Here is a 20,888-nt window from a genome sequence, read left to right on the forward strand (position 1 = left end):
GATGAAGGTGGTCGTCACACTCCATTCTTTAACAACTATCGTCCACAGTTCTACTTCCGTACCACGGACGTAACGGGCTCGATTGAGTTGCCAAAAGACAAAGAGATGGTGATGCCTGGCGATAACGTCACGATTACCGTCAAACTCATCGCGCCAATCGCGATGGAAGAAGGCTTGCGTTTTGCGATCCGTGAAGGTGGCCGTACTGTTGGCGCTGGCGTGGTTGCCAAGATTTTGGCTTAAGAAGTAGGTATTACTAGTAACAATATTTAGCGGTTTGCTAACCGGTGACATCAGTGCTGCTGATGTCACCGTGCCCTTTAGAAGTATAACGTGGCAGCACCACACCGCTCTTTGGAATTAATATGCAAAACCAAAAAATTCGTATTCGTCTTAAAGCGTTTGATTACCGTTTGATCGACCAGTCAGCAGCTGAAATCGTAGATACAGCTAAGCGCACTGGTGCGGTTGTTAAGGGTCCAGTACCTTTACCAACTCGTATTGAGCGTTTTGACATTCTGCGTTCACCACACGTAAACAAGACTTCTCGTGATCAGTTGGAGATCCGAACCCATCTGCGTTTGATGGATATCGTTGATCCTACAGAGAAAACGGTTGATGCCTTGATGAAATTGGACCTCCCAGCAGGTGTGGACGTCGAAATTAAGTTGCAGTAATTTGTTTTTTCCAGTCCTGGCGCTTGCCAAGACTGGGTTTTCGGGATAGAATCCAAGACTCTGCTGAATGAAATTTGGCAGTTTTTGAGGTTTTATTAGCATTAAAAACGTTGTAAGTTATTGATTTAGAAGTACTTTTACTTGTAAATCACTTAAATTAATTTTGCCGACCAATCGAAGTCGGCGTGGAGCATGAATATGAGCTTAGGCTTGATCGGCCGCAAGGTCGGCATGACCCGTCTATTTACGGACGAAGGGGAAGCGATTCCTGTCACCGTAATTGACGTGAGCGACAACAGAATCGCTCAAATCAAGACACAGGCAACTGATGGCTATGACGCTATCCAGCTGGCACATGGCACACGGAGAGCTACTCGCGTTAGTAAATCAATGGCTGGTCACTTTGCTAAAGCGGGTGTTTTGGCTGGTAATGCACTCAACGAATTTCAATTAGATGCAGCAAAAATTGCAGAAATGACATTAGGACAAGTAATTCCTGCTGACGCTGCGTTTACTGCTGGTCAAAAAGTGGATGTACAAGGCGTAACAATCGGTAAAGGTTACGCAGGTACCATCAAGCGTTATCACTTCGCTTCTGGTCGCGCATCACACGGTAACTCTAGATCACACAACGTACCAGGCTCTATTGGTATGGCGCAAGATCCAGGTCGTGTTTTCCCAGGTAAGCGCATGACTGGCCACCTTGGTGACGTTACACGTACCGTACAAAATTTAGTCATCGCACGCATTGATGCAGAACGCAATCTCATCATGGTTAAAGGCGCTATTCCAGGTGCCCCAGGCGGTAAAGTTATTGTTGCTCCAGCGGTAAAAACACCGTTGAAGAAAAAATAAGGAGAGCGAATATGGAACTTAAGCTTCTCCAAGACAACGGTACTTTAGGTGCGGGCGTACAGGCTTCGCCAGAAGTATTCGAGCGTGAATATAACGAGGCATTGGTACACCAGGTTGTAGTGGCTTACCAAGCAAATGCACGTAGCGGTAACCGTGCACAAAAAGACCGTGAGCAAGTGAAGCACACCACCAAGAAGCCTTGGCGTCAAAAAGGTACTGGTCGTGCCCGTGCTGGTATGAGCTCTTCTCCGCTGTGGCGCGGAGGTGGTCGTATATTCCCGAATTCTCCAGAAGAGAGTTTCAGCCAAAAAGTTAACAAGAAAATGTACCGCGCTGGTATGAGATCGATTTTGTCTCAGTTGGCTCGCGAAGGTCGTTTGAATGTGGTTGATCAATTCAATCTCGATGCTCCAAAAACCAGAGTTTTAGCCGAAAAAGTAAAAGTAATGGGCTTGGATTCAGTCTTGATCATCGTTGATCAAGTTAGTGAGAATTTGTACTTGGCATCACGTAACTTGCATAAAGTTGCCGTGGTTGAGCCACAGCACGCTGATCCATTGGCTTTGGTTCAATACAAAAAAGTATTGGTAAGCAAAGCTGCGATCGCAAAAATTGAGGAGTTGCTGAAATGAGCCAAGTCCGTAAAAACGATCACAACCTGATGAAGGTTCTGCTTGGTCCTGTTATCTCTGAGAAAGCCACTATGGTTGCAGAGAAAAACGAACAAGTAGTTTCCCAAGTTGCTCGCGACGCTAACAAGACCGACGTGAAACAAGCAGTTGAATTGCTCTTCAAAGTGCAAGTTGACTCAGTTCAAATCGTGAATCAAAAAGGTAAGCCTAAGCGCTATGGCCGTTTTGAAGGTCGTCGTGACCACACTAAGAAGGCCTACGTGAATTTGAAGCCAGGTCAAGAAATCAACTTTGAAGCGGAGGCGAATTAATCATGCCTTTGATGAAAACAAAACCGACCTCACCAGGTCGTCGCTCAATGGTCAAGGTGGTCAATCCTGACCTCCATAAAGGCAAGCCTTTTGCACCATTGTTAGAGCCACAGTTTCAAAAAGCAGGTCGTAATAACAACGGCCATGTCACTACTCGTCATAAGGGCGGTGGTCATAAGCATCACTACCGTGTTGTTGACTTTAAGCGCAACGACAAAGATGGTATTCCAGCAAAAGTTGAGCGCTTGGAATACGATCCAAACCGAAGTGCCAATATTGCATTGATCGTGTTTGCTGATGGTGAGCGTCGTTATATTCCTGCTGCTAAAGGCATGACTGTTGGTCAGGCAATCATGAATGGCTCTGAAGCGCCAATCAAGTCTGGTAACAACTTGCCAGTTCGTAATATTCCAGTTGGTAGCACGATTCACTGTGTAGAAATCCTCCCAGGCAAAGGCGCTCAAGTAGCACGTTCTGCTGGCGGTTCAGCAGTATTGCTGGCACGTGAGGGTGTTTACGCGCAAGTACGTTTGCGCTCTGGTGAAGTTCGCCGTATGTTGATTGAGTGCCGTGCCACTATTGGTGAAGTTGGTAACGAAGAGCACAGCTTGCGTCAAATCGGTAAAGCAGGTGCAAATCGCTGGCGTGGTATTCGCCCAACCGTTCGCGGTGTGGCAATGAACCCAGTAGATCACCCACACGGTGGTGGTGAAGGTAGAACTGGCGAAGGCCGTGTACCTGTATCTCCATGGGGCACTCCAACCAAAGGTTATCGCACACGTCGCAATAAGCGTACAACTTCGATGATCGTTCAACGTCGTCAAAAACGTTAAGCGATAAGGATAAATAGATATATGACACGTTCAGCTAAAAAAGGCCCATTCTGCGACGCCAGCTTAGTAAAAAAAGTTGAAGTTGCACAAGCCAACAAGGACAAAAAGCCGATCAAAACTTGGTCGCGCCGTTCAACAATCCTCCCAGACTTCATTGGTCTGACGATTGCTGTACATAACGGTCGCCAACACGTTCCGGTTTATGTATCAGAAAACATGGTGGGTCATAAGTTAGGCGAATTTGCCTTGACACGTACTTTCAAGGGTCACGCTGCTGACAAGAAAGTAACGAGAAAGTAAGGGGATGATGATGGAAGGTAAAGCTATTCACAAGGGTGCCCGCATTTCAGCGCAAAAGACACGTTTGGTTGCTGACCAAATCCGTGGTTTGCCGATTGCTCGCGCATTAAACATTTTGAACTTCAGCCCCAAAAAAGCTGCTTTCATTGTAAAAAAAGTCGTTGAGTCAGCGATTGCAAATGCTGAACACAATAAAGGTGCTGACATTGATGAGCTCAAGGTATCAGCCGTGATCGTTGATAAGGCAACATCCTTGAAGCGCTTTACTGCGCGTGCTAAGGGTCGTGGCAATCAAATTGAAAAACAAACTTGTCACATTAGTGTGACCTTGAGTAACTAAGGAAAAATATGGGCCAAAAGATTAACCCTACCGGATTCCGACTCGCGGTAACGAAGAATTGGACATCACGTTGGTATGCAAACAATACCGACTTCGCAAAGATGCTGAAAGAGGACGTAGATGTTCGCAGCTATTTGAAGAAGAAGTTAAAGAATGCATCAGTTAGCAAGGTTGTGATTGAGCGTCCCGCAAAGAACGCACGCATCACTATCTATAGCTCACGTCCAGGCGTTGTGATTGGTAAAAAAGGCGAGGACATCGAAGTGCTCCGTCGCGAATTGCAAAAACGCATGGGTGTTCCAGTTCACGTGAACATCGAAGAAATTCGTAAGCCAGAAGTTGACGCACAATTGATCGCTGACTCTATTACTCAACAGTTAGAGAAGCGCATCATGTTCCGTCGTGCGATGAAGCGCGCAATGCAAAGTGCTATGCGTCTTGGCGCACAAGGCATCAAGATCATGTCATCTGGCCGTTTGAATGGTGCTGAGATTGCACGTCGCGAATGGTATCGCGAAGGTCGCGTTCCACTTCATACATTGAAGGCCGACATTGGCTACGCAACTTCTGAAGCAGAAACCACTTACGGCATCATCGGTGTCAAAGTTTGGGTCTATAAGGGCGATACATTGGCTCGTGGCGCAGAAGCTCAAGCGGCTGCTCCATCTGCTGAACCCGCTGCCGAAGAAAAGAAAACTCGTCGTGCTCCAAGTAAAACAGCTGCTCGTAAACCAGCTGCTGGTGCTGACAAGCCATTAGTTGCTGCTAAACCAGCAGTAAGGCGTGTGCGCAAGGTTGAAGCACCTGCCGCCGATACGCAGAAGTCAGGAGAGTGAGCATGCTACAACCAAAGCGTCGCAAGTATCGTAAGGAACAAAAAGGTCGTAACACTGGCGTGGCAGCTCGCGGTAGTTCTGTAGCCTTTGGTGACTTTGGATTGAAGGCCGTTGGCCGTGGACGTTTGACTGCTCGTCAAATCGAGTCAGCACGTCGCGCAATGACCCGCCACATTAAACGTGGTGGTCGTATCTGGATTCGTATTTTCCCAGATAAGCCAATTTCACAAAAACCTGCTGAAGTGCGTATGGGTAACGGTAAAGGTAATCCAGAGTACTACGTAGCAGAAATCCAACCAGGCAAAGTGCTCTATGAGATGGATGGTGTAGACGAACAATTGGCGCGTGAAGCGTTCAAGCTCGCTGCAGCGAAGTTGCCATTGCAAACCACTTTCGTAATTCGCCACTGAGGTTGATCGGAATAGAAATTATGAAAAATAAAGAATTAGCAGTGAAGGATCTGACTGCCTTGAATGCAGAACTGACAGAGCTCTTGAAGGCAAATTTCAAGCTCCGTATGCAAAAGGGCACTCAGCAACTTACAAATACTAGCCAATTGGGTAAAACGAAGCGCGATATTGCTCGTGTGAAAACGTTTATTGCCAAAAAGACCGCGCAGAAATAAGGAAAAAGGGATATGACCGAGTTATCTAAACCCTTGCACCGCACCCTGGTGGGCCGTGTTGTTAGCGACAAAATGCAAAAAACTGTGACCGTGTTGGTTGAGCGTCAAGTAAAGCATCCAGTGATTGGTAAGTATGTTGGCCAGTCCAAAAAGTACCATGCACATGACGAAGCAGGCACTTACAAGATAGGCGATACCGTGGAAATTGCTGAATCTAAGCCAATTTCACGTACTAAATCTTGGGTTGTGACCCGCTTGGTTGAGGCTTCTAAGGGTATTTAAAGCATTTTTAAGGGATTTTGGCGAAGATCCTTCCCAAATCTCTGTTTTGCGTAGTAGAATGGATGGTTTCTCTAGTTTTATTGAGGAGCAGTGTTTTTCTTTAATTCCGGGTTTTAGCATTCGTTAAGGCCCATAGACGGAACCAAGACTGTTTGCCTTTGGCTAACAAGTTGGGGATTAGAAATGATACAAACTGAAAGTAGATTGCAGGTTGCCGATAACACAGGCGCCGGTGAAGTTTTGTGCATCAAGGTATTAGGCGGCTCTAAGCGTCGTTACGCCAGCATCGGAGATGTGATCAAAGTCAGCGTTAAGTCCGCTGCTCCACGTGGCCGTGTAAAAAAAGGTGATATTTATAACGCTGTTGTAGTGAGAACAGCGAAGGGTGTTCGCCGTCCAGACGGTTCATTGATTAGGTTCGATGCAAACGCTGCGGTATTGCTCAACGCTAAGTTAGAGCCAATCGGCACACGTATCTTTGGACCTGTCACACGCGAACTGCGTACTGAGAAGTTCATGAAGATCGTTTCACTCGCCCCCGAAGTTATTTAAGAGGCTGATATGAAAAAGATTCGTAAAGGTGATTCCGTCGTTCTGTTGACTGGCCGCGATAAAGGCAAGCAAGGAACTGTAACGGCTGTTCTCGATGACAAGTTGCTCATCGAGGGTGTCAATGTATACAAAAAGAGCGTTAAACCTAATCCTGCTGCTGGTGTTACTGGCGGTTTGATTGATAAGACTATGCCTGTTCACATTTCAAATGTGGCTGTGGTTGACGGGAACGGCAAACCATCACGCGTTGGTATCAAACTCGTGGACGGTAAAAAGCAACGTTTCCTTAAAACCACTGGCGCGACATTGAGCGCATAAGGGGCGGAGAGAAATTATGAGCACACGTTTTCAAGAGCACTACCAACAAAAAGTTGTAGCTGATTTGATCAACAAATTCGGTTACAAGTCTGTGATGGAAGTTCCACGCATTACCAAAGTGACCCTGAATATGGGTCTAGGCGAAGCTGTGAACGATAAAAAAGTAATCGAAAATGCCGTTGGTGATTTAACCAAAGTTGCCGGTCAAAAGCCCGTTGTAACCAAGGCTAAAAAAGCGATTGCAGGTTTCAAAATTCGTCAAGGGTACCCAATCGGCGCCATGGTGACACTGCGTGGTCAGCGCATGTACGAATTCTTGGACCGTTTCGTGACTGTTGCATTGCCACGCGTACGCGACTTCCGCGGTATTTCTGGTAAAGCATTTGATGGCCGTGGTAACTACAACATTGGCGTTAAAGAACAGATCATTTTTCCTGAGATTGAATACGACAAAATTGATGTCCTCCGTGGTCTCAATATCAGCATTGCGACGACTGCTAAAACCGATGAAGAAGCAAAAGCTTTGTTGGCGGCATTCAAATTCCCTTTCCGCAATTAAGAGGCTAACGTGGCAAAACTATCCCTAATTGAGCGCGAAAATAAGCGCGCAAAAACTGTAGAGAAGTACGCTGCCAAGCGTGCTGAACTCAAAGCGATCATTGCTGATAATTCACGCAGCGATGAAGAGCGCTATGAGGCTCGTTTGAAGCTGCAGGCTCTTCCACGTAATGCAAGCCCGATTCGTCAAAGAAATCGTTGTTCATTAACCGGTCGCCCACGTGGCACATTCCGTAAATTCGGTTTGGCCCGCGGTAAGATTCGTGAAATCGCCTTCCGTGGCGAAATCCCCGGTTTAACCAAGGCCAGCTGGTAAGCGGCGAAAGAATTAGGAGAACTCATGGGTATCAGCGATCCAATCGCCGACATGTTGACCCGGATCCGCAATGCGCAAGCAGTGCAGAAGCCTTTGGTCACAATGCCGTCGTCAAAAGTGAAAGTAGCCATTGCAAAAGTATTGCAAGACGAGGGCTATATTGAAAGTTTCGAAATCAAAGGTGAGTCAGCTAAACCAGTGCTCCACATTGATCTCAAGTACTATGCAGGCCGCCCTGTTATTGAGCGTATTGACCGTGTATCTACACCAAGCTTACGCATCTATAAAGGCCGTCATGACATTCCAGAAGTCATGAATGGTTTGGGCATCGCCATCATTTCAACCCCTAAAGGCGTAATGACAGACCGCAAGGCACGTGCAACAGGCGTGGGTGGCGAAGTTATTTGCTACGTAGCTTAAGGAGCGAAATATGTCCCGCGTAGGTAAATCACCAATTCCAGTTCCGAAGGGAGCTGAAATCAGCATCAACGGCGCAAACATTACTGTTAAAGGCCCATTGGGTACATTGACATACAACTTGCACCCTTCTGTTGGTTTGAAACAAGAAGATGGCGTGTTGACAGTTGTATTAAATGACAACACTCCAGAGGCTGGTGCCTATTCCGGCACAGCACGTGCTTTGGTTAATAACATGGTTGTTGGCGTAACTACTGGCTTTGAGCGCAAGCTCAGCTTAGTTGGCGTTGGTTACCGTGCTCAAGCTCAAGGCGAAACATTGAAATTGCAGTTGGGTTTCTCACACGACATTATTTACAACCTTCCAAAAGGTGTAAAAGCAGAGACTCCATCGCAAACCGAAATCATCATCAAAGGTTCCAACAAGCAACAAGTTGGCCAGGTCGCAGCTGAAGTTCGCGCATACCGTTCACCAGAGCTATACAAAGGCAGGGGTGTTCGCTACGTGGATGAGGTTGTGCATCTGAAAGAAACTAAGAAGAAGTAAGCGAGATTAGAAAATGAATAAAGACGAATCTAGACAAAGACGTGCTCGGCAGACTCGTATTCGCATCGCTGAAGCAGGTGCAAATCGCTTAACTGTTATCCGTAGCAATTCCCATATTTCTGCACAGGTATATAGCCCATGCGGAACCAAAGTTGTAGCTGCTGCTTCAACAATGGAAAAAGATATGCGCCAAGCAATCAAAAATGGCGGCAATGCAGATGCAGCTAAACAAATCGGCAAGTTAGTTGCTGAGCGTGCTGTTAAGGCTGGCGTTGTGGACGTTGCTTTTGATCGCTCCGGTCACCGTTACCACGGCCGTATTAAGGTCTTAGCTGAAGCTGCGCGTGAAGCCGGCTTGAAGTTCTAATAGGTTTAGGAAAAAACATGGCAAAAATGCAAGCTAAGATGCAAAACGAAGAGCGTGATGATGGTCTTCGCGAGAAGATGATTGCTGTTAATCGTGTAACTAAAGTAGTTAAGGGTGGTCGTATTCTCGGCTTCGCTGCACTCACTGTAGTTGGCGATGGTGATGGCCGCATTGGTATGGGAAAGGGCAAAGCAAAAGAAGTTCCAGTTGCTGTGCAAAAGGCAATGGACGAAGCTCGTCGCAAGATGATCAAGGTGCCTTTGCGTAAAGGTACGTTGCAACACTCCGTGCTTGGTCAACATGGCGCATCACACGTTTTGATCTCTCCAGCGAAAGACGGTACTGGCGTTATTGCTGGTGGCCCAATGCGCGCTATTTTTGATGTGATGGGTGTAACAAACGTTGTAGCAAAGTCACTTGGCTCAACAAACCCATACAACATGGTTCGCGCAACGATTGATGGCTTAAGCAAGATGAGTACTCCTGCTGAGATTGCTGCTAAACGCGGTAAGTCAGTAGAAGAGATTCTCGGCTAAGACCCATATTAGGAATCTACAAATGACAAAATCAAACCCCAAAGTCAAATTGCAATTAGTGCGCAGTTTGATCGGTACACGCGAAAGTCACCGTGCAACGGTGCGTGGCTTAGGCTTGGGTCGCATCAATTCAGTTTCTGAATTGGAAGACACTCCAGCTGTTCGCGGCATGATTAATAAAGTTTCTTATCTAGTGAAAGTCATTGGTTAATAACTAGCTAGTAAATAGGCGAAGAATATGCAACTCAATACACTCAAACCCGCAGAAGGCTCTAAGAAAGCACGTCGTCGCGTAGGTCGCGGCATTGGCTCTGGTCTTGGTAAAACTGCTGGCCGTGGTCACAAAGGTCAAAAATCCCGCTCCGGTGGTTTCCATAAGGTTGGATTTGAAGGCGGTCAGATGCCTATGTGTCGTCGTTTGCCAAAACGCGGCTTCGTATCTTTGACACGTCGTCACGTTGGTCAAATTACATTGAACGATTTAGCAAAAATCAATTTGCCAGAAGTGGACTTATTGGTTTTGAAGGCACACGGCTTTGCTGGTGAGCAAATCAACGCAGTCAAGGTTATCAAGACTGGTGAGCTCAAGATTGCAGTAACCATTAAGGGCATCACTGCAACTGCTGGCGCAATAGCAGCAATTGAAGCGGCTGGCGGCAAGCTTGTTGAGTTGGCTTAATAGGTCTTGTCGGGTCATATGGCATTAGCACCTACCAATAGCGCAAGCACTGCAACAGCAGGAGGCAAGTTTGGCGATCTTCGTCGCCGCTTGGTTTTCCTGGTGTTGGCGTTGCTCGTCTATCGTTTGGGTGCCCACATTCCAGTTCCTGGCATTGATCCAGACCAATTAGTGCAATTGTTTGCTGGTCAAAAAGACGGCATCCTGGGAATGTTCAATTTGTTCTCTGGCAGTGCTTTATCGCGCTTTACGGTTTTTGCTTTGGGAATCATGCCGTATATTTCTGCATCGATCATCATGCAGTTGATGATGATCGTTGTTCCTTCTTTGGAATCTTTGAAAAAAGAAGGTCAAGCAGGTCAACGCAAGATTACTCAATATACCCGTTACGGTACTGTGTTCTTGGCGACCTTCCAAGCGCTCGGAATTTCTGTTGCATTGCAGGTTCAACCTGGCTTGGTAATTAACCCAGGCTTGATGTTCGAATTGAATACTGTTGTAACGTTGGTTACAGGTACGATGTTCTTGATGTGGCTTGGTGAGCAGATTACTGAGCGTGGCTTGGGCAACGGTATCTCCATCATTATTTTTGGCGGCATTGTGTCTGGCTTGCCTAATGCATTGGCTAGTCTTTTAGAGCTGGTTCGTACCGGTTCGATGAATATTATTTCTGCTCTATTGATCGTGGTGATCGTTGTGGCAGTGACCTATTTTGTGGTCTTTGTAGAGCGTGGTCAGCGCCGTATTTTGGTGAACTACGCCAAGCGTCAAGTTGGCAACAAGATTTATGGCGGGCAATCTTCATACTTCCCATTGAAGTTGAATATGGCGGGCGTTATTCCTCCCATTTTTGCTTCCTCGATTATTTTGTTTCCGGCAACGATAGCTGGCTGGTTTACCTCGGGTGAGCCAATCAACATGTTTGCCAGAATCATTAAAGATCTGGCTGCAACACTGGCTCCTGGCCAACCGGTTTACACCATTTTGTATGCAGTCGCGATTATTTTCTTCTGTTTCTTCTATACCGCTTTGGTATTTAACAGCCGTGAAACTGCTGAGAATTTGAAGAAGAGCGGCGCGTTTGTTCCCGGTATTCGTCCCGGCGATCAAACGGCGCGCTACATCGACAAGATTTTGGTACGCCTGGTCTTGGCCGGTGCAATTTATATGGTTCTGGTTTGCTTGTTGCCAGAATTCTTGGTGTTGAAGTACAACGTGCCGTTCTATTTCGGTGGTACTTCATTGTTGATTATTGTGGTTGTTGCAATGGATTTCATGGCTCAAGTTCAGTCATTTGTCATGCAGCAGCAGTACGGCTCTCTGATGAAAAAAGCCAACTTTAAGATGGGCGCTTAACTGAATGTCTAAAGATGATGTAATTCAGATGGCGGGAGAAGTTGTAGAGAATTTGCCGAACGCGATGTTTCGCGTGAAGCTAGAAAACGGACATGTAGTTCTTGGGCACATTTCCGGCAAAATACGGATGCGCTACATCCGTATTTTGCCGGGAGATAAGGTGACGGTGGAGATGACTCCTTACGACCTGACGCGCGCCAGAATTATTTTCCGTGCGAAGTAAAGATTAGTAGTACCTATTTTTAAGGGGTGAGTTATGAAAGTTTTAGCATCCGTTAAGTGTATTTGCAGAAATTGCAAGATCATTAAGCGCAAACGCGTTGTGCGCGTGATCTGTTCTTCAGACGCACGTCATAAGCAGCGTCAAGGCTGATCTGGTTAATTAAGAGGAAATCTCATGGCACGTATCGCTGGGGTAAACATCCCAAATCATCAACATACTGTTATCGGTTTAACAGCAATTTTTGGCATTGGCACAAATCGTGCACGTCAAATTTGCAAAACCACAGGTATTGTAATTGACAAAAAAGTTAAAGATCTTACTGACGCTGACTTAAAAAAGTTACGTGATGAAGTAGGTAAGTTCATCACCGAGGGTGATCTTCGTCGTGAAGTAACTATGAGCATCAAGCGTTTGATGGACTTGGGTTGCTACCGTGGCGTTCGTCATTGTAAGGGCTTGCCAGTACGTGGTCAACGTACTAAGACCAATGCGCGTACTCGTAAGGGTCCACGTAAGTCCGGTACCGCACTGAAGAAATAATCAAGAAAGTTTATTGACATGGCACAACAAAAATCCGCTGCAGCTGCTTCACAGCGCGCTCGTAAGAAAGTTAAAAAGAACGTTGCTGACGGCATTGCACACGTTCACGCTTCTTTTAATAACACCATCATTACGATCACTGATCGTCAAGGAAATGCGCTTTCATGGGCAACTTCTGGCGGTCAAGGCTTCAAAGGCTCACGTAAATCAACACCTTTTGCTGCTCAGGTAGCTGCAGAAGTTGCTGGCAAAGTAGCTATTGAATGCGGTATCAAGAACTTGGAAGTTCAGATCAATGGCCCAGGTCCTGGTCGTGAATCAGCGGTTCGCGCATTGAACTCATTGGGCATCAAGATCACTGAGATTCAAGACGTAACTCCAGTTCCTCACAACGGTTGCCGTCCTCCTAAGCGTCGTCGTATCTAAGTTTAGGAAGTTGGTAGGAAAAGTTTTTAGTCGTTTTTTATTAAAGCCCACTGTTCGTCTGATTTAAAGGGCGAACTCACCGCCGGTCGAAAGACTGCGGCAAAGAAAGGAAAACATCGTGGCACGTTACTTAGGTCCTAAGGCCAAATTAGCACGTCGGGAAGGTACCGACTTATTTTTAAAGAGCGCACGTCGCGCTCTGTCAGACAAGAGCAAGTTAGATACTAAGCCTGGTCAACATGGTCGTACATCTGGCTCAAGAATATCGGATTACGGTAATCAGTTGCGTGAAAAGCAAAAGGTTAAGCGTATCTATGGCGTATTAGAGCGTCAATTCCGTCGCTACTTCGCTGAAGCAGAGCGTCGTAAAGGCAATACTGGTGAAACATTGCTCCAGTTGTTAGAGTCACGTCTCGATAACGTGGTCTATCGCATGGGCTTTGGTTCTACCCGCGCAGAAGCACGTCAATTAGTTTCTCACGGCGCAATTATGCTTAACGGCAACGCGGTAAACATCCCGTCTATTCAAGTTAAGCCGGGCGACGTTGTTGCTATTCGTGAAAAAGCGAAGAAGCAAGCGCGTATTACCGAATCACTTAATTTGGTTCAGCAAATGTCTGCAGCTACCTGGGTATCAGTTGACGCAACTAAGCTGGAAGGAACATTCAAGCAAGTGCCAGACCGCGAAGATATCAGCGGTGAAATTAATGAAAGTTTGATCGTCGAATTGTATTCACGCTAATTTAGGCACTCTCAAGGAAAAAATATGCAAACAAATTTGCTCAAGCCAAAGATTATTTCTGTTGAAGCGCTTACTGCCAACCAAGCTAAGGTTGTTATGGAGCCGTTCGAGCGTGGCTATGGTCACACCCTCGGAAATGCATTACGTCGCGTACTCTTGTCTTCAATGGTTGGCTATGCCCCAACTGAAGTAGCGATTGCAGGTGTAGTACATGAATATTCCACTTTGAATGGCGTTCAAGAGGATGTTGTTAATCTCTTGTTGAACCTCAAAGGCATCGTATTTAAATTGCAGTCTCGTGATGAAGTTACCATCAATTTGTGTAAAGAGGGCCCAGGCGTCGTTACTGCAAAAGATATTGATTTGCCACACGATGTTGAAATCGTCAATCCTGACCATGTGATTGCTCACTTGTCTGCTGGTGGTAAGTTGGATATGCAGATTAAGGTCGAAAAAGGTCGTGGCTATGTTCCTGGTAACGTACGCCAATACAACGACGAAACCTCTAAGATCATCGGCCGTATCGTATTAGATGCATCGTTTAGCCCGGTTAGCCGTGTTAGCTATGCTGTTGAGTCTGCTCGTGTTGAGCAGCGTACCGACCTCGACCGTCTCGTTATGACGATTGAAACCAATGGTGTGTTGTCTCCTGAAGAAGCAATTCGTCAAGCTGCAAGCATCTTGGTTGACCAATTGGTGGTATTCGCAGCTCTTGAGAGCAGCGAAGTTTCTGGCGATCTTGCACCAAGCCGCTCTTCAATGGTTGATCCAATGTTGATGCGTCCGGTGAATGATCTTGAGCTCACAATTCGCTCTGCAAACTGCTTGAAGGCTGAGAACATTTACTACATCGGTGATTTGATCCAACGTACAGAGAATGAATTGTTGAAGACGCCCAATTTGGGCCGTAAGTCCTTGAATGAAATCAAAGACGTATTGGCTGCTCGTGGCTTAAGTCTCGGCATGAAACTCGAAAGCTGGCCTCCAGCAAATCTCGAGAAATAATTAGAAAGGAAGCATCATGCGTCACGGAAACGGCTTACGCAAACTAAATAGAACCTCTTCACATCGCTTGGCGATGTTACGCAATATGTCCAATTCTCTTTTGGAGCATGAAGTGATTAAAACCACTGTGCCAAAAGCAAAAGAATTGCGTATGGTTGTTGAGCCTTTGATTACCTTGGGTAAGAAAGACAATTTGGCAAACCGTCGCTTAGCGTTTAATCGCACCCGCGATCGCAATATCGTGACTAAGCTCTTCACAGAACTTGGCCCACGCTACGCAACCCGTCCAGGTGGCTACCTTCGTATTTTGAAGTTTGGCTTCCGTCACGGCGATAACGCCCCAATGGCATTGGTTGAGCTGGTTGATCGCCCAGAAGTCGAAGAAACGGCAGCTGTAGCTGAAGAGGCTTAAGCCTTAGTTTTGCGGTAAATTAAAAAGCCAGGTTTCGGTCTGGCTTTTTTCATTAATCAGTTTATAAATACGGAATGTCCCAGACCACCCTACTTAACTCTAGTAAGCTTTTGGTGGTTGTTACGAGCCTTCCCGGCATGGAAGTTGCTAAGGGCTTGGCGCGCGCTCTGGTTGAGAAAAATTTGGCCGTTTGCGTGCAGTTAACGGAGGGTGTGCAATCCATTTATCGCTGGGATGGAAAGCTTTTCGAGGAGCAGGAAGTTCTGCTATCCGCAAAAACGTCAGCGAGCAAGTAGGCAGAAATATTGAGCTTTATTCAACAGCATCATCCTTACGATCTTCCAGAGATTTTGGCTTTCTCACTTGAGCAATATTCGCAGCAGTATGGTGAGTGGATACAAGCTGAGGTAAGCAAAATATGAAAGTCCAATCAGTTTGGAAATGGCTTATTGCGCTAGTGGTACTTTTCTCTGCTCAGTTTGTTGCTGCAACGGATTTTTTGCCTCCAGAAAAAGCATTCAGGGCTGGGGCAACTTGGTTGGAAAACTCCAATCAAGTTGAGCTAGAGTTTATGCCTGCTAAAGGCTACTACATTTATCAAGAATCACTTCAATTTCAGGCAGGTTCTGGACCCGATAAGCTATATAAAATAAGGCCTGCGCTGCAATTTGGGGTCGAAAAGTTCGATGACACTTTTCAGAAAAAAATGCAGGTCTATAAGCAGCCATTCATGGTGTTGCTAGATGTTAAGCCGATAGCCGGAAAACCCATTTATATCGAAACTACGCTGCAGGGTTGTGCGGAGGCTGGGATCTGTTATCCGCCCATGACGTTAAGATTTCTACTAGCTGCGCCGGGGGTAAAAGCGGCACCCACTCCAGATATTTTAGAGGGCGTATCAGGGCAGTTATCAAGTCAAGGCTCAGAGCCCTCTTTTGATTTGGCCGATTTATGGCGAGAGCGCGATGATGTGGGCGCCATTAACCGTTTTTTACAAAACACTACTACAGCGTATTTATTTCTTGCCTTCTTTGTTTTAGGGCTGGCCTTAGCGTTTACGCCATGTGTCTTGCCGATGTTGCCGATTCTTTCAAGCGCGATTTTCGGAATTTTCGGAACGGAGGATGGCAAGCCGATTTCCAAAGGACGCGCAAGCGCTCTAGCAGTTGCTTATGTTTTGGGTATGGCTTTGGTTTACGCTATTGCTGGCGTCCTCATGGCGGCTCTTGGCGGTAGCGTTCAAAGAGTGCTGCAAAGCCCGGTTGCTTTGGTCGTATTTGCAGTGCTACTTCTAGCCTTGTCGGGCAGCCTATTTGGTCTTTACGACCTGCGCTTACCCCAAGCCTGGCATCAGCATATTGATCGACTGGCAGGGCGACAAAAAGGGGGTAGCGTCTTTGGTGCCTTTGCCTTAGGCGGCATCTCTACCCTAGTAGCCAGCCCTTGTATTACCGCTCCTTTAGCGGGCGTTTTGGCGTTTATCACCCAAGCGGGTTCCCTAGCTTTGGGCGCGGGACTACTCTTTGTGATGGCCTTGGGAATGGGCCTGCCACTACTCCTCATCGCAATAGAAGCGCGCATTTTGATCCCATCGACTGGTATTTGGATGGTTTGGTTACAGCGAACCTTGGGGGTCTTATTGGTTGCAACGGCTATTTGGATTGCCTCACCATTGGTTCAAAAAAATGATTCCGCAACCACCCTAAAAATGATTGATGGCCAAAGCATTCATCAGGTTGGCGAGTTAACGTTTGTTGTTATTCACTCACCCACAGAATTGGATGTGCAACTTCAAAAAGCAAAGAAAGAGCAAAAATTGGTATTACTCGATTTCTATGCCGACTGGTGCATCTCCTGCAAAGAAATGGAGGTCAACACTTTTGCAAACTCTGCGGTGAGCAATGAGCTGAAACAGCTTGTTCTATTGAAGGCTGATGTGACTCGAAATAGCCCAGAAAACCAGGCATTGCTTAGACACTTTGATTTATATGGACCACCAGGGATTTTGATTTTTAATCAACGCTCGGAAGAATTAAAAGAGCAGCGCGTAATCGGCTACATGCCGCCCCAGCGTTTTGTAGAGCGACTGCGAAATATGCTAAAAAATTAAATCCTTTCAAGGATTACTTGGCTGCATGCATTAGGCGCGCAGCCTCGAGTGCAAAGTAGGTCAGCACACCATCAGCGCCCGCCCGCCTAAATGCAAGCAAAGAATCCATCATGACAGCGTCGTGATCGAGCCAACCATTTTGCGCAGCAGCTTTCAGCATGGCATATTCGCCGCTCACTTGATATGCAAAGGTGGGGTAATGAAACTCCTCTTTGACGCGTCGAACGATATCGAGGTAGGGCATTCCTGGCTTGACCATTACCATATCAGCACCCTCGCTAATATCCAGGGCAACCTCCCGCAAGGCCTCGTCGCCATTGGCGCAATCCATTTGATACGTTTTTTTATCAGCTTTGCCGAGATGCTTGGCTGAACCTACGGCATCCCGAAATGGACCATAAAAAGCAGAAGCATATTTTGCTGAATAGGCCATGATGCGAGTGTGAATCAGATTTTTGTGCTCAAGCGCGTCCCGAATTTTTCCAATGCGCCCATCCATCATGTCTGAGGGTGCAACGATGTCAACACCAGCCTCTGCTTGAGCAAGTGCTTGCCTAACCAAAATGGCAGTGGTCTCATCATTCAGAATACGACCTTGCTCGTCAAGCACGCCATCTTGTCCATGGCTAGTGTATGGATCAAGCGCTACATCAGTCATGATGCCTAAATTTGGAAAGCGATTTTTAAGTTGACGAACCGCATTCGGAATAAGACCAGTAGGATTAAATGCTTCTTGGCCATCTGGCGTTTTTAGGGCGCTATCAATTACCGGAAATAGTGCCAGGACTGGAATGCCAAGATCAACGCATTCTTGCGCAATTGGCATGAGCAAATCTAATGAGAGGCGGCTGACGCCAGGCATAGATGCTACCGCTTCCGACTTGCCCTGACCATCGAGCAAAAAGACGGGGTAGATCAAGTCACTGACAGAAATCCGGCTCTCTTGAATGAGTCGACGTGACCAATCCTCGCGACGCATGCGACGAGGGCGGTGTGCAGGAAAGCTGAGCAAAGTATTAGCGTGTGATTTCACCTTCATGTGTTTCTGCTTCAAAAAGCCATTGAATAATTAAATTATCTGCTTCTTCCAAGCCAATTCGCTTGGTGCTTGAAAATAATTGTGCCGTAAGCTGCTTCGATTCACCATTACCATTTGTGGGTGCGGGATCATATTGTTGCAATTGTTCACGCACCGCTTCCAGGGCGTGTTTGCACTCGCTTTTATTGAGTTTGTCACACTTGCTTAGTAAGACATGAATAGGTTTGCCGGTGGGGACAAACCATTGGATCATTTGCTCATCGAGGTCCGTAATCCCGCGCCGAGCGTCCACAATCAAAACCATGCCGACGAGTTGTTTGCGTTCTTGTAAGTAATCACCGAGAAGGCTATTCCAGTGATATTTGGTCTCATGGTTAACGGCAGCATAGCCATAGCCAGGTAAGTCCACCAAACAGGCCAAAAGGCCGTCTTTTGAAAAAAGACCGAAATAGTTGATGTGTTGGGTACGGCCAGGGGTCTTGCTGGCAAAAGCCAGCCTTTTTTGGTTACAAAGCACGTTAATCGCGCTGGATTTGCCAGCATTGGAGCGCCCGGCAAATGCCACCTCCCGTAGGGGTGCTGCAGGCAGGCAATGGGTGTCATTGACTGTAGTAGCGAATCGGGCTTGAAAGAGTTTAGACATGTCGAGAAGCTATTGTAAAATCACGCAAAATCATGAAATATCTCATGGGGTTGGGTAAAAGGTTGCAAATGTAGGGCCCAAACACTTTTAGGAATTTTTGCCAAGGTAAACATAATGCGTCAAACCTCCAAAATCTCCAAATTCACTAGCTTGCGTGCTGGTTTTGCAGCCCTATCCATTTTCGCCTTGATTGGCGTATCTGGGGTAGTCTTGGCGGCAGATGCTGCACCAATGACAGCAGAGGCTAAAGAAGCCGTTTCAGGCAAGCCAAAAGTTGATCCAGCTGCTGGTGGTGAGGCCCTTTACTCTAATGGCGATGCAAAGCGCGGCGTAATCGCCTGTTTAACTTGCCACGGCCCAAAAGGCCAAAGCGCAACGGGCACATGGCCTAAGTTGTCGGCTCAGCATGCTGCTTACACAACGAAGCAATTGAAAAACTTTAAGGATGGCACTCGTGCTAACCCAGTCATGATGGGCATGGCCGCAACATTGACAGAGCAAGATATGCAAAACATTTCTGCATTCTTGGCTAAGCAACCGATATCACAAGGTGTAGCGGTTAATAGGGACACTATTGAATTAGGACAGAGCATTTACCGTGGCGGTATTGCTGCAAAAGGCGTTCCTGCTTGCGCCGCTTGCCACAGCCCAACCGGCGCCGGTATCCCAGCGCAGTACCCGCTTTTGGGTGGCCAGTGGGCTGAATATACCAATGCGCAGTTATTAGCATTCCGCGATGGCGTTCGTAAGAATAGTAGCCAAATGACAACGATCGTTTCCAAGCTTTCTGATTTAGAAATGAAAGCTGTTGCAGATTACATCGCTGGTTTGCATTAAATAATTTTTAAAGTAATAAACCAAAACCCCGCTCATGTAGCGGGGTTTTTGTTGTCCATTGCTCGCAGTGAAAATGCTAAGAAAGTTTTCTTACTTTGGTAAAACACTTTCGCTAGCAAACAGATCATTCGTTTTCTCTCGAGCGCAAATGACGAAAGCATTTTGTCCATCAACCATAATCTCCGCAGGCTTTGGGCGAGTGTTGTAATTGGATGCCATGACAAATCCGTAGGCTCCAACAGAGAGAATAGCGAGAAGATCGCCTTCGTCAACGGCAAGCTGACGGTCTCTACCAAGCCAATCGCCGGATTCGCAAACGGGGCCAACAACATCGTAAGTAACCGATTTGGCATGTTTAGCCTGAACCGGAACAATGCCGTGATGCGCTTCATATAGAGCGGGGCGCATGAGCTCTGTCATAGCCGCGTCCACTATGCAAAAGTTTTTTTCAACGCCGGGCTTGAGATATTCCACGGTTGTTAGAAGCACGCTAGCGTTACCGACCAGAGATCTGCCTGGTTCTAGCACCACATCTAAATGGGCGAAACCACGCTCTGCGACATGATTTAACAGAGTGTTCGTGAATTCAGTGATACCGGGCGGGGTTTCATCGCTGTAAGAAATTCCAAGGCCACCCCCAAGATTAAGATGGTGAATGATGATGCCTTCCCGTTTGAGATGTTCAACCAAATCCAGTACTTTATCGAGAGCATCTAAGTACGGTGCAGTCGTTGTGATTTGTGAGCCAATATGACAATCGATACCAACCACATCAATTTGAGAAAGTTGGGAAGCCTCTCGATACGTTTTTAGAACCTCGTGATAAGCAATCCCAAATTTATTTCCCTTTAAGCCTGTAGAAATGTGCGGATGCGTTTTTGCATCGACATCAGGATTAACTCGTAATGAAATGGGGGCGCGAAGATTGAGCTCGCTAGCAACGCGAATAATTTTATGAAGCTCAGCAATGGACTCAACATTGATGCATTTAACGCCGACTTTTAAAGCCGTTGCAATTTCAGCGGCAGATTTGCCAACACCAGCAAAGACTAGGCTTTTCGGGTCAGCACCGACAGCCAATGCCCTTGCTAGCTCACCACCACTGACTAAATCAAAGCCTGCACCCAGTTGCTTAAAACAATCAATCACTGCCAAATTACTATTGGCTTTCATGGCGTAATGAATACGGGCACGACGCTTACCGTTGGAATCGATGCACGCTTTGTCATACGCTCGGTAAGCCTCAGTTAATGCTTTTTTGCTATACACATAGAGTGGCGTACCAAATTCTTTTGCTAAATCTGCCAATGGAATTTCTTCGGCATACCAATTGCCATTACGCTCGGTAAATCCTGATAATTTGGGAAGAGGAATTGCTTTGCTTGTCATTGCTGGGCCGACGGAGAAGTGCTGGTGGTAGCGGGTGGTGGATAGAGTTTGCCTTTTGGCTCAGGCTCGGTTGGAGCAGGTGGAATAGGCGGTACATTTGGTAGATAAAGAGGACCCCTAACCCCGCATCCCACAAGGGATATTAGGAGGCTAATGCCGAGGGCTCGATGAAGAATCGCTATCAT

The 20,888-nt window shown here is 46.7% G+C and carries 36 protein-coding genes and 1 pseudogene; 33 read left to right on the plus strand and 4 right to left on the minus strand.

What is annotated here, in order from left to right; all coding sequences use genetic code 11:
• From BQ1619_RS00005 to dsbD, 32 genes and pseudogenes are all read left to right on the plus strand, one after another.
• A partial coding sequence (locus tag BQ1619_RS00005) for an EF-Tu C-terminal domain-related protein (protein WP_462803986.1) occupies positions 1-243 on the plus strand: 243 nt, incomplete at its 5' end.
• Between the two features lie 122 nt (positions 244-365).
• The gene (gene rpsJ / locus BQ1619_RS00010) at positions 366-677 is read left to right on the plus strand and encodes a 30S ribosomal protein S10 (RefSeq protein ID WP_011901899.1); all 312 of its coding nucleotides are present in this window, start codon (positions 366-368) and stop codon (positions 675-677) included.
• A gap of 198 nt (positions 678-875) precedes the next feature.
• Entirely contained in the window at positions 876-1,532 is a 657-nt protein-coding gene (gene rplC / locus BQ1619_RS00015; RefSeq protein WP_114663447.1) for a 50S ribosomal protein L3, read from the plus strand.
• A gap of 11 nt (positions 1,533-1,543) precedes the next feature.
• The gene (gene rplD, locus BQ1619_RS00020; protein WP_114661466.1) at positions 1,544-2,164 is read left to right on the plus strand and encodes a 50S ribosomal protein L4; all 621 of its coding nucleotides are present in this window, start codon (positions 1,544-1,546) and stop codon (positions 2,162-2,164) included.
• On the plus strand, positions 2,161-2,475 hold the full coding sequence (rplW, locus tag BQ1619_RS00025) for a 50S ribosomal protein L23 (RefSeq protein WP_114661468.1): 315 nt from the start codon (positions 2,161-2,163) through the stop codon (positions 2,473-2,475). The genes rplD and rplW overlap by 4 nt, the downstream gene beginning before the upstream one ends.
• A 2-nt stretch (positions 2,476-2,477) precedes the next feature.
• The gene (gene rplB / locus BQ1619_RS00030) at positions 2,478-3,308 is read left to right on the plus strand and encodes a 50S ribosomal protein L2 (protein WP_114661470.1); all 831 of its coding nucleotides are present in this window, start codon (positions 2,478-2,480) and stop codon (positions 3,306-3,308) included.
• Between the two features lie 21 nt (positions 3,309-3,329).
• The gene (gene rpsS, locus BQ1619_RS00035; protein WP_114661472.1) at positions 3,330-3,608 is read left to right on the plus strand and encodes a 30S ribosomal protein S19; all 279 of its coding nucleotides are present in this window, start codon (positions 3,330-3,332) and stop codon (positions 3,606-3,608) included.
• Between the two features lie 7 nt (positions 3,609-3,615).
• Positions 3,616-3,948 carry a 50S ribosomal protein L22 gene (gene rplV, locus BQ1619_RS00040; protein ID WP_197711924.1) on the plus strand — a complete coding sequence of 111 codons (333 nt, stop codon included), beginning with the start codon at positions 3,616-3,618 and terminating at the stop codon, positions 3,946-3,948.
• An 8-nt stretch (positions 3,949-3,956) separates the two neighbouring features.
• A complete protein-coding gene (gene rpsC / locus BQ1619_RS00045; protein ID WP_114661474.1) occupies positions 3,957-4,784 on the plus strand; it encodes a 30S ribosomal protein S3 in 828 nt (275 codons plus the stop codon).
• A gap of 2 nt (positions 4,785-4,786) precedes the next feature.
• A complete protein-coding gene (gene rplP, locus BQ1619_RS00050; protein ID WP_114661476.1) occupies positions 4,787-5,194 on the plus strand; it encodes a 50S ribosomal protein L16 in 408 nt (135 codons plus the stop codon).
• A gap of 20 nt (positions 5,195-5,214) precedes the next feature.
• A complete protein-coding gene (gene rpmC, locus BQ1619_RS00055) occupies positions 5,215-5,409 on the plus strand; it encodes a 50S ribosomal protein L29 (protein WP_114661477.1) in 195 nt (64 codons plus the stop codon).
• A 12-nt stretch (positions 5,410-5,421) separates the two neighbouring features.
• Positions 5,422-5,691 carry a 30S ribosomal protein S17 gene (gene rpsQ / locus BQ1619_RS00060; protein ID WP_114661478.1) on the plus strand — a complete coding sequence of 90 codons (270 nt, stop codon included), beginning with the start codon at positions 5,422-5,424 and terminating at the stop codon, positions 5,689-5,691.
• A 183-nt stretch (positions 5,692-5,874) separates the two neighbouring features.
• Positions 5,875-6,243, plus strand: a complete 369-nt coding sequence (gene rplN, locus BQ1619_RS00065; RefSeq protein WP_114661479.1) for a 50S ribosomal protein L14 — start codon at positions 5,875-5,877, stop codon at positions 6,241-6,243.
• Positions 6,244-6,252: 9 nt separating this feature from the next.
• Positions 6,253-6,561, plus strand: a complete 309-nt coding sequence (gene rplX, locus BQ1619_RS00070; protein WP_114661480.1) for a 50S ribosomal protein L24 — start codon at positions 6,253-6,255, stop codon at positions 6,559-6,561.
• Between the two features lie 16 nt (positions 6,562-6,577).
• Complete coding sequence (gene rplE, locus BQ1619_RS00075) at positions 6,578-7,120, plus strand: 50S ribosomal protein L5 (RefSeq protein WP_114661481.1); 543 nt, start codon at positions 6,578-6,580, stop codon at positions 7,118-7,120.
• A 9-nt stretch (positions 7,121-7,129) separates the two neighbouring features.
• Positions 7,130-7,435, plus strand: coding sequence for a 30S ribosomal protein S14 (rpsN, locus tag BQ1619_RS00080; protein WP_114661482.1), 306 nt, complete (start codon positions 7,130-7,132; stop codon positions 7,433-7,435).
• 24 nt (positions 7,436-7,459) lie between these two features.
• Positions 7,460-7,855, plus strand: coding sequence for a 30S ribosomal protein S8 (gene rpsH / locus BQ1619_RS00085; protein ID WP_114661483.1), 396 nt, complete (start codon positions 7,460-7,462; stop codon positions 7,853-7,855).
• A gap of 10 nt (positions 7,856-7,865) precedes the next feature.
• Positions 7,866-8,399, plus strand: coding sequence for a 50S ribosomal protein L6 (gene rplF, locus BQ1619_RS00090; protein WP_114661484.1), 534 nt, complete (start codon positions 7,866-7,868; stop codon positions 8,397-8,399).
• Positions 8,400-8,412: 13 nt separating this feature from the next.
• A complete protein-coding gene (rplR, locus tag BQ1619_RS00095) occupies positions 8,413-8,766 on the plus strand; it encodes a 50S ribosomal protein L18 (RefSeq protein WP_114661486.1) in 354 nt (117 codons plus the stop codon).
• 17 nt (positions 8,767-8,783) lie between these two features.
• Complete coding sequence (gene rpsE, locus BQ1619_RS00100; protein ID WP_114661487.1) at positions 8,784-9,302, plus strand: 30S ribosomal protein S5; 519 nt, start codon at positions 8,784-8,786, stop codon at positions 9,300-9,302.
• Positions 9,303-9,324: 22 nt separating this feature from the next.
• Positions 9,325-9,513, plus strand: coding sequence for a 50S ribosomal protein L30 (rpmD, locus tag BQ1619_RS00105; RefSeq protein WP_114661488.1), 189 nt, complete (start codon positions 9,325-9,327; stop codon positions 9,511-9,513).
• A 27-nt stretch (positions 9,514-9,540) separates the two neighbouring features.
• Positions 9,541-9,981 (plus strand): 50S ribosomal protein L15, encoded by a 441-nt coding sequence (gene rplO / locus BQ1619_RS00110; protein ID WP_114661489.1) that lies wholly within the window; start codon positions 9,541-9,543, stop codon positions 9,979-9,981.
• Positions 9,982-9,999: 18 nt separating this feature from the next.
• Positions 10,000-11,337, plus strand: a complete 1,338-nt coding sequence (gene secY, locus BQ1619_RS00115) for a preprotein translocase subunit SecY (RefSeq protein ID WP_114661490.1) — start codon at positions 10,000-10,002, stop codon at positions 11,335-11,337.
• A gap of 4 nt (positions 11,338-11,341) precedes the next feature.
• Positions 11,342-11,560 carry a translation initiation factor IF-1 gene (gene infA / locus BQ1619_RS00120; RefSeq protein ID WP_114661491.1) on the plus strand — a complete coding sequence of 73 codons (219 nt, stop codon included), beginning with the start codon at positions 11,342-11,344 and terminating at the stop codon, positions 11,558-11,560.
• A gap of 33 nt (positions 11,561-11,593) precedes the next feature.
• Positions 11,594-11,710: a 50S ribosomal protein L36 gene (gene rpmJ / locus BQ1619_RS00125; protein WP_012357167.1), complete on the plus strand. Its 117-nt coding sequence runs from the start codon at positions 11,594-11,596 to the stop codon at positions 11,708-11,710.
• Positions 11,711-11,734: 24 nt separating this feature from the next.
• Positions 11,735-12,100, plus strand: coding sequence for a 30S ribosomal protein S13 (gene rpsM, locus BQ1619_RS00130; protein WP_114661492.1), 366 nt, complete (start codon positions 11,735-11,737; stop codon positions 12,098-12,100).
• Positions 12,101-12,118: 18 nt separating this feature from the next.
• Entirely contained in the window at positions 12,119-12,526 is a 408-nt protein-coding gene (gene rpsK / locus BQ1619_RS00135) for a 30S ribosomal protein S11 (protein ID WP_114661493.1), read from the plus strand.
• Between the two features lie 118 nt (positions 12,527-12,644).
• Positions 12,645-13,268: a 30S ribosomal protein S4 gene (gene rpsD / locus BQ1619_RS00140; RefSeq protein WP_114661495.1), complete on the plus strand. Its 624-nt coding sequence runs from the start codon at positions 12,645-12,647 to the stop codon at positions 13,266-13,268.
• A gap of 24 nt (positions 13,269-13,292) precedes the next feature.
• Positions 13,293-14,273 (plus strand): DNA-directed RNA polymerase subunit alpha, encoded by a 981-nt coding sequence (locus tag BQ1619_RS00145; protein WP_114661497.1) that lies wholly within the window; start codon positions 13,293-13,295, stop codon positions 14,271-14,273.
• A gap of 16 nt (positions 14,274-14,289) precedes the next feature.
• Complete coding sequence (rplQ, locus tag BQ1619_RS00150) at positions 14,290-14,685, plus strand: 50S ribosomal protein L17 (protein ID WP_114661499.1); 396 nt, start codon at positions 14,290-14,292, stop codon at positions 14,683-14,685.
• A 74-nt stretch (positions 14,686-14,759) separates the two neighbouring features.
• Positions 14,760-15,107: pseudogene (gene cutA / locus BQ1619_RS00155) on the plus strand (divalent-cation tolerance protein CutA).
• Positions 15,104-16,795 carry a protein-disulfide reductase DsbD gene (dsbD, locus tag BQ1619_RS00160; RefSeq protein ID WP_114661501.1) on the plus strand — a complete coding sequence of 564 codons (1,692 nt, stop codon included), beginning with the start codon at positions 15,104-15,106 and terminating at the stop codon, positions 16,793-16,795. The pseudogene cutA and the gene dsbD overlap by 4 nt, the downstream one beginning before the upstream one ends.
• 13 nt (positions 16,796-16,808) lie before the next feature.
• Here the strand turns inward: dsbD and hemB are convergent, their stop codons facing one another.
• Both hemB and yihA read right to left on the minus strand, forming a co-directional pair.
• Positions 16,809-17,834, minus strand: coding sequence for a porphobilinogen synthase (gene hemB / locus BQ1619_RS00165; protein WP_174222107.1), 1,026 nt, complete (start codon positions 17,832-17,834; stop codon positions 16,809-16,811).
• Complete coding sequence (gene yihA, locus BQ1619_RS00170) at positions 17,812-18,477, minus strand: ribosome biogenesis GTP-binding protein YihA/YsxC (protein WP_114661503.1); 666 nt, start codon at positions 18,475-18,477, stop codon at positions 17,812-17,814. Before yihA ends, hemB begins: the two co-directional genes overlap by 23 nt.
• Before the next feature lie 114 nt (positions 18,478-18,591).
• Between yihA and BQ1619_RS00175 the strand changes: the two genes are divergently transcribed.
• Complete coding sequence (locus BQ1619_RS00175) at positions 18,592-19,314, plus strand: c-type cytochrome (RefSeq protein ID WP_114661505.1); 723 nt, start codon at positions 18,592-18,594, stop codon at positions 19,312-19,314.
• A 90-nt stretch (positions 19,315-19,404) separates the two neighbouring features.
• Here the strand turns inward: BQ1619_RS00175 and lysA are convergent, their stop codons facing one another.
• Together lysA and lptM are read right to left on the minus strand one after the other, a co-directional pair.
• A complete protein-coding gene (gene lysA / locus BQ1619_RS00180; protein ID WP_114661507.1) occupies positions 19,405-20,703 on the minus strand; it encodes a diaminopimelate decarboxylase in 1,299 nt (432 codons plus the stop codon).
• Positions 20,700-20,888: an LPS translocon maturation chaperone LptM gene (lptM, locus tag BQ1619_RS08555; RefSeq protein ID WP_162784554.1), complete on the minus strand. Its 189-nt coding sequence runs from the start codon at positions 20,886-20,888 to the stop codon at positions 20,700-20,702. Before lptM ends, lysA begins: the two co-directional genes overlap by 4 nt.

The organism is Polynucleobacter necessarius, assembly GCF_900095195.1.
Lineage (GTDB): Bacteria > Pseudomonadota > Gammaproteobacteria > Burkholderiales > Burkholderiaceae > Polynucleobacter > Polynucleobacter necessarius_G.

Bases quoted from the DNA above. Each gene is read 5' to 3' on its own strand.
- BQ1619_RS00175 (WP_114661505.1), top strand. From the start codon at position 18,592: ATGCGTCAAACCTCCAAAATCTCCAAATTCACTAGCTTGCGTGCTGGT.
- rpsK (WP_114661493.1), top strand. From the start codon at position 12,119: ATGGCACAACAAAAATCCGCTGCAGCTGCTTCACAGCGCGCTCGTAAG.
- rplX (WP_114661480.1), top strand. From the start codon at position 6,253: ATGAAAAAGATTCGTAAAGGTGATTCCGTCGTTCTGTTGACTGGCCGC.
- rplV (WP_197711924.1), top strand. From the start codon at position 3,616: ATGATGGAAGGTAAAGCTATTCACAAGGGTGCCCGCATTTCAGCGCAA.
- rpmD (WP_114661488.1), top strand. From the start codon at position 9,325: ATGACAAAATCAAACCCCAAAGTCAAATTGCAATTAGTGCGCAGTTTG.
- lysA (WP_114661507.1), bottom strand. From the start codon at position 20,703: ATGACAAGCAAAGCAATTCCTCTTCCCAAATTATCAGGATTTACCGAG.
- rplW (WP_114661468.1), top strand. From the start codon at position 2,161: ATGAGCCAAGTCCGTAAAAACGATCACAACCTGATGAAGGTTCTGCTT.
- rplC (WP_114663447.1), top strand. From the start codon at position 876: ATGAGCTTAGGCTTGATCGGCCGCAAGGTCGGCATGACCCGTCTATTT.
- rplF (WP_114661484.1), top strand. From the start codon at position 7,866: ATGTCCCGCGTAGGTAAATCACCAATTCCAGTTCCGAAGGGAGCTGAA.
- yihA (WP_114661503.1), bottom strand. From the start codon at position 18,477: ATGTCTAAACTCTTTCAAGCCCGATTCGCTACTACAGTCAATGACACC.
- dsbD (WP_114661501.1), top strand. From the start codon at position 15,104: ATGAAAGTCCAATCAGTTTGGAAATGGCTTATTGCGCTAGTGGTACTT.
- rplR (WP_114661486.1), top strand. From the start codon at position 8,413: ATGAATAAAGACGAATCTAGACAAAGACGTGCTCGGCAGACTCGTATT.
- rplB (WP_114661470.1), top strand. From the start codon at position 2,478: ATGCCTTTGATGAAAACAAAACCGACCTCACCAGGTCGTCGCTCAATG.
- rpsQ (WP_114661478.1), top strand. From the start codon at position 5,422: ATGACCGAGTTATCTAAACCCTTGCACCGCACCCTGGTGGGCCGTGTT.
- rpmJ (WP_012357167.1), top strand. From the start codon at position 11,594: ATGAAAGTTTTAGCATCCGTTAAGTGTATTTGCAGAAATTGCAAGATC.
- rplQ (WP_114661499.1), top strand. From the start codon at position 14,290: ATGCGTCACGGAAACGGCTTACGCAAACTAAATAGAACCTCTTCACAT.
- BQ1619_RS00145 (WP_114661497.1), top strand. From the start codon at position 13,293: ATGCAAACAAATTTGCTCAAGCCAAAGATTATTTCTGTTGAAGCGCTT.
- rplP (WP_114661476.1), top strand. From the start codon at position 4,787: ATGCTACAACCAAAGCGTCGCAAGTATCGTAAGGAACAAAAAGGTCGT.
- rpsJ (WP_011901899.1), top strand. From the start codon at position 366: ATGCAAAACCAAAAAATTCGTATTCGTCTTAAAGCGTTTGATTACCGT.
- infA (WP_114661491.1), top strand. From the start codon at position 11,342: ATGTCTAAAGATGATGTAATTCAGATGGCGGGAGAAGTTGTAGAGAAT.
- hemB (WP_174222107.1), bottom strand. From the start codon at position 17,834: ATGAAGGTGAAATCACACGCTAATACTTTGCTCAGCTTTCCTGCACAC.
- rpsS (WP_114661472.1), top strand. From the start codon at position 3,330: ATGACACGTTCAGCTAAAAAAGGCCCATTCTGCGACGCCAGCTTAGTA.
- rpmC (WP_114661477.1), top strand. From the start codon at position 5,215: ATGAAAAATAAAGAATTAGCAGTGAAGGATCTGACTGCCTTGAATGCA.
- rplE (WP_114661481.1), top strand. From the start codon at position 6,578: ATGAGCACACGTTTTCAAGAGCACTACCAACAAAAAGTTGTAGCTGAT.
- rplO (WP_114661489.1), top strand. From the start codon at position 9,541: ATGCAACTCAATACACTCAAACCCGCAGAAGGCTCTAAGAAAGCACGT.
- rpsE (WP_114661487.1), top strand. From the start codon at position 8,784: ATGGCAAAAATGCAAGCTAAGATGCAAAACGAAGAGCGTGATGATGGT.
- lptM (WP_162784554.1), bottom strand. From the start codon at position 20,888: ATGATAGCGATTCTTCATCGAGCCCTCGGCATTAGCCTCCTAATATCC.
- rplN (WP_114661479.1), top strand. From the start codon at position 5,875: ATGATACAAACTGAAAGTAGATTGCAGGTTGCCGATAACACAGGCGCC.
- rpsM (WP_114661492.1), top strand. From the start codon at position 11,735: ATGGCACGTATCGCTGGGGTAAACATCCCAAATCATCAACATACTGTT.
- rplD (WP_114661466.1), top strand. From the start codon at position 1,544: ATGGAACTTAAGCTTCTCCAAGACAACGGTACTTTAGGTGCGGGCGTA.
- rpsC (WP_114661474.1), top strand. From the start codon at position 3,957: ATGGGCCAAAAGATTAACCCTACCGGATTCCGACTCGCGGTAACGAAG.
- rpsH (WP_114661483.1), top strand. From the start codon at position 7,460: ATGGGTATCAGCGATCCAATCGCCGACATGTTGACCCGGATCCGCAAT.
- secY (WP_114661490.1), top strand. From the start codon at position 10,000: ATGGCATTAGCACCTACCAATAGCGCAAGCACTGCAACAGCAGGAGGC.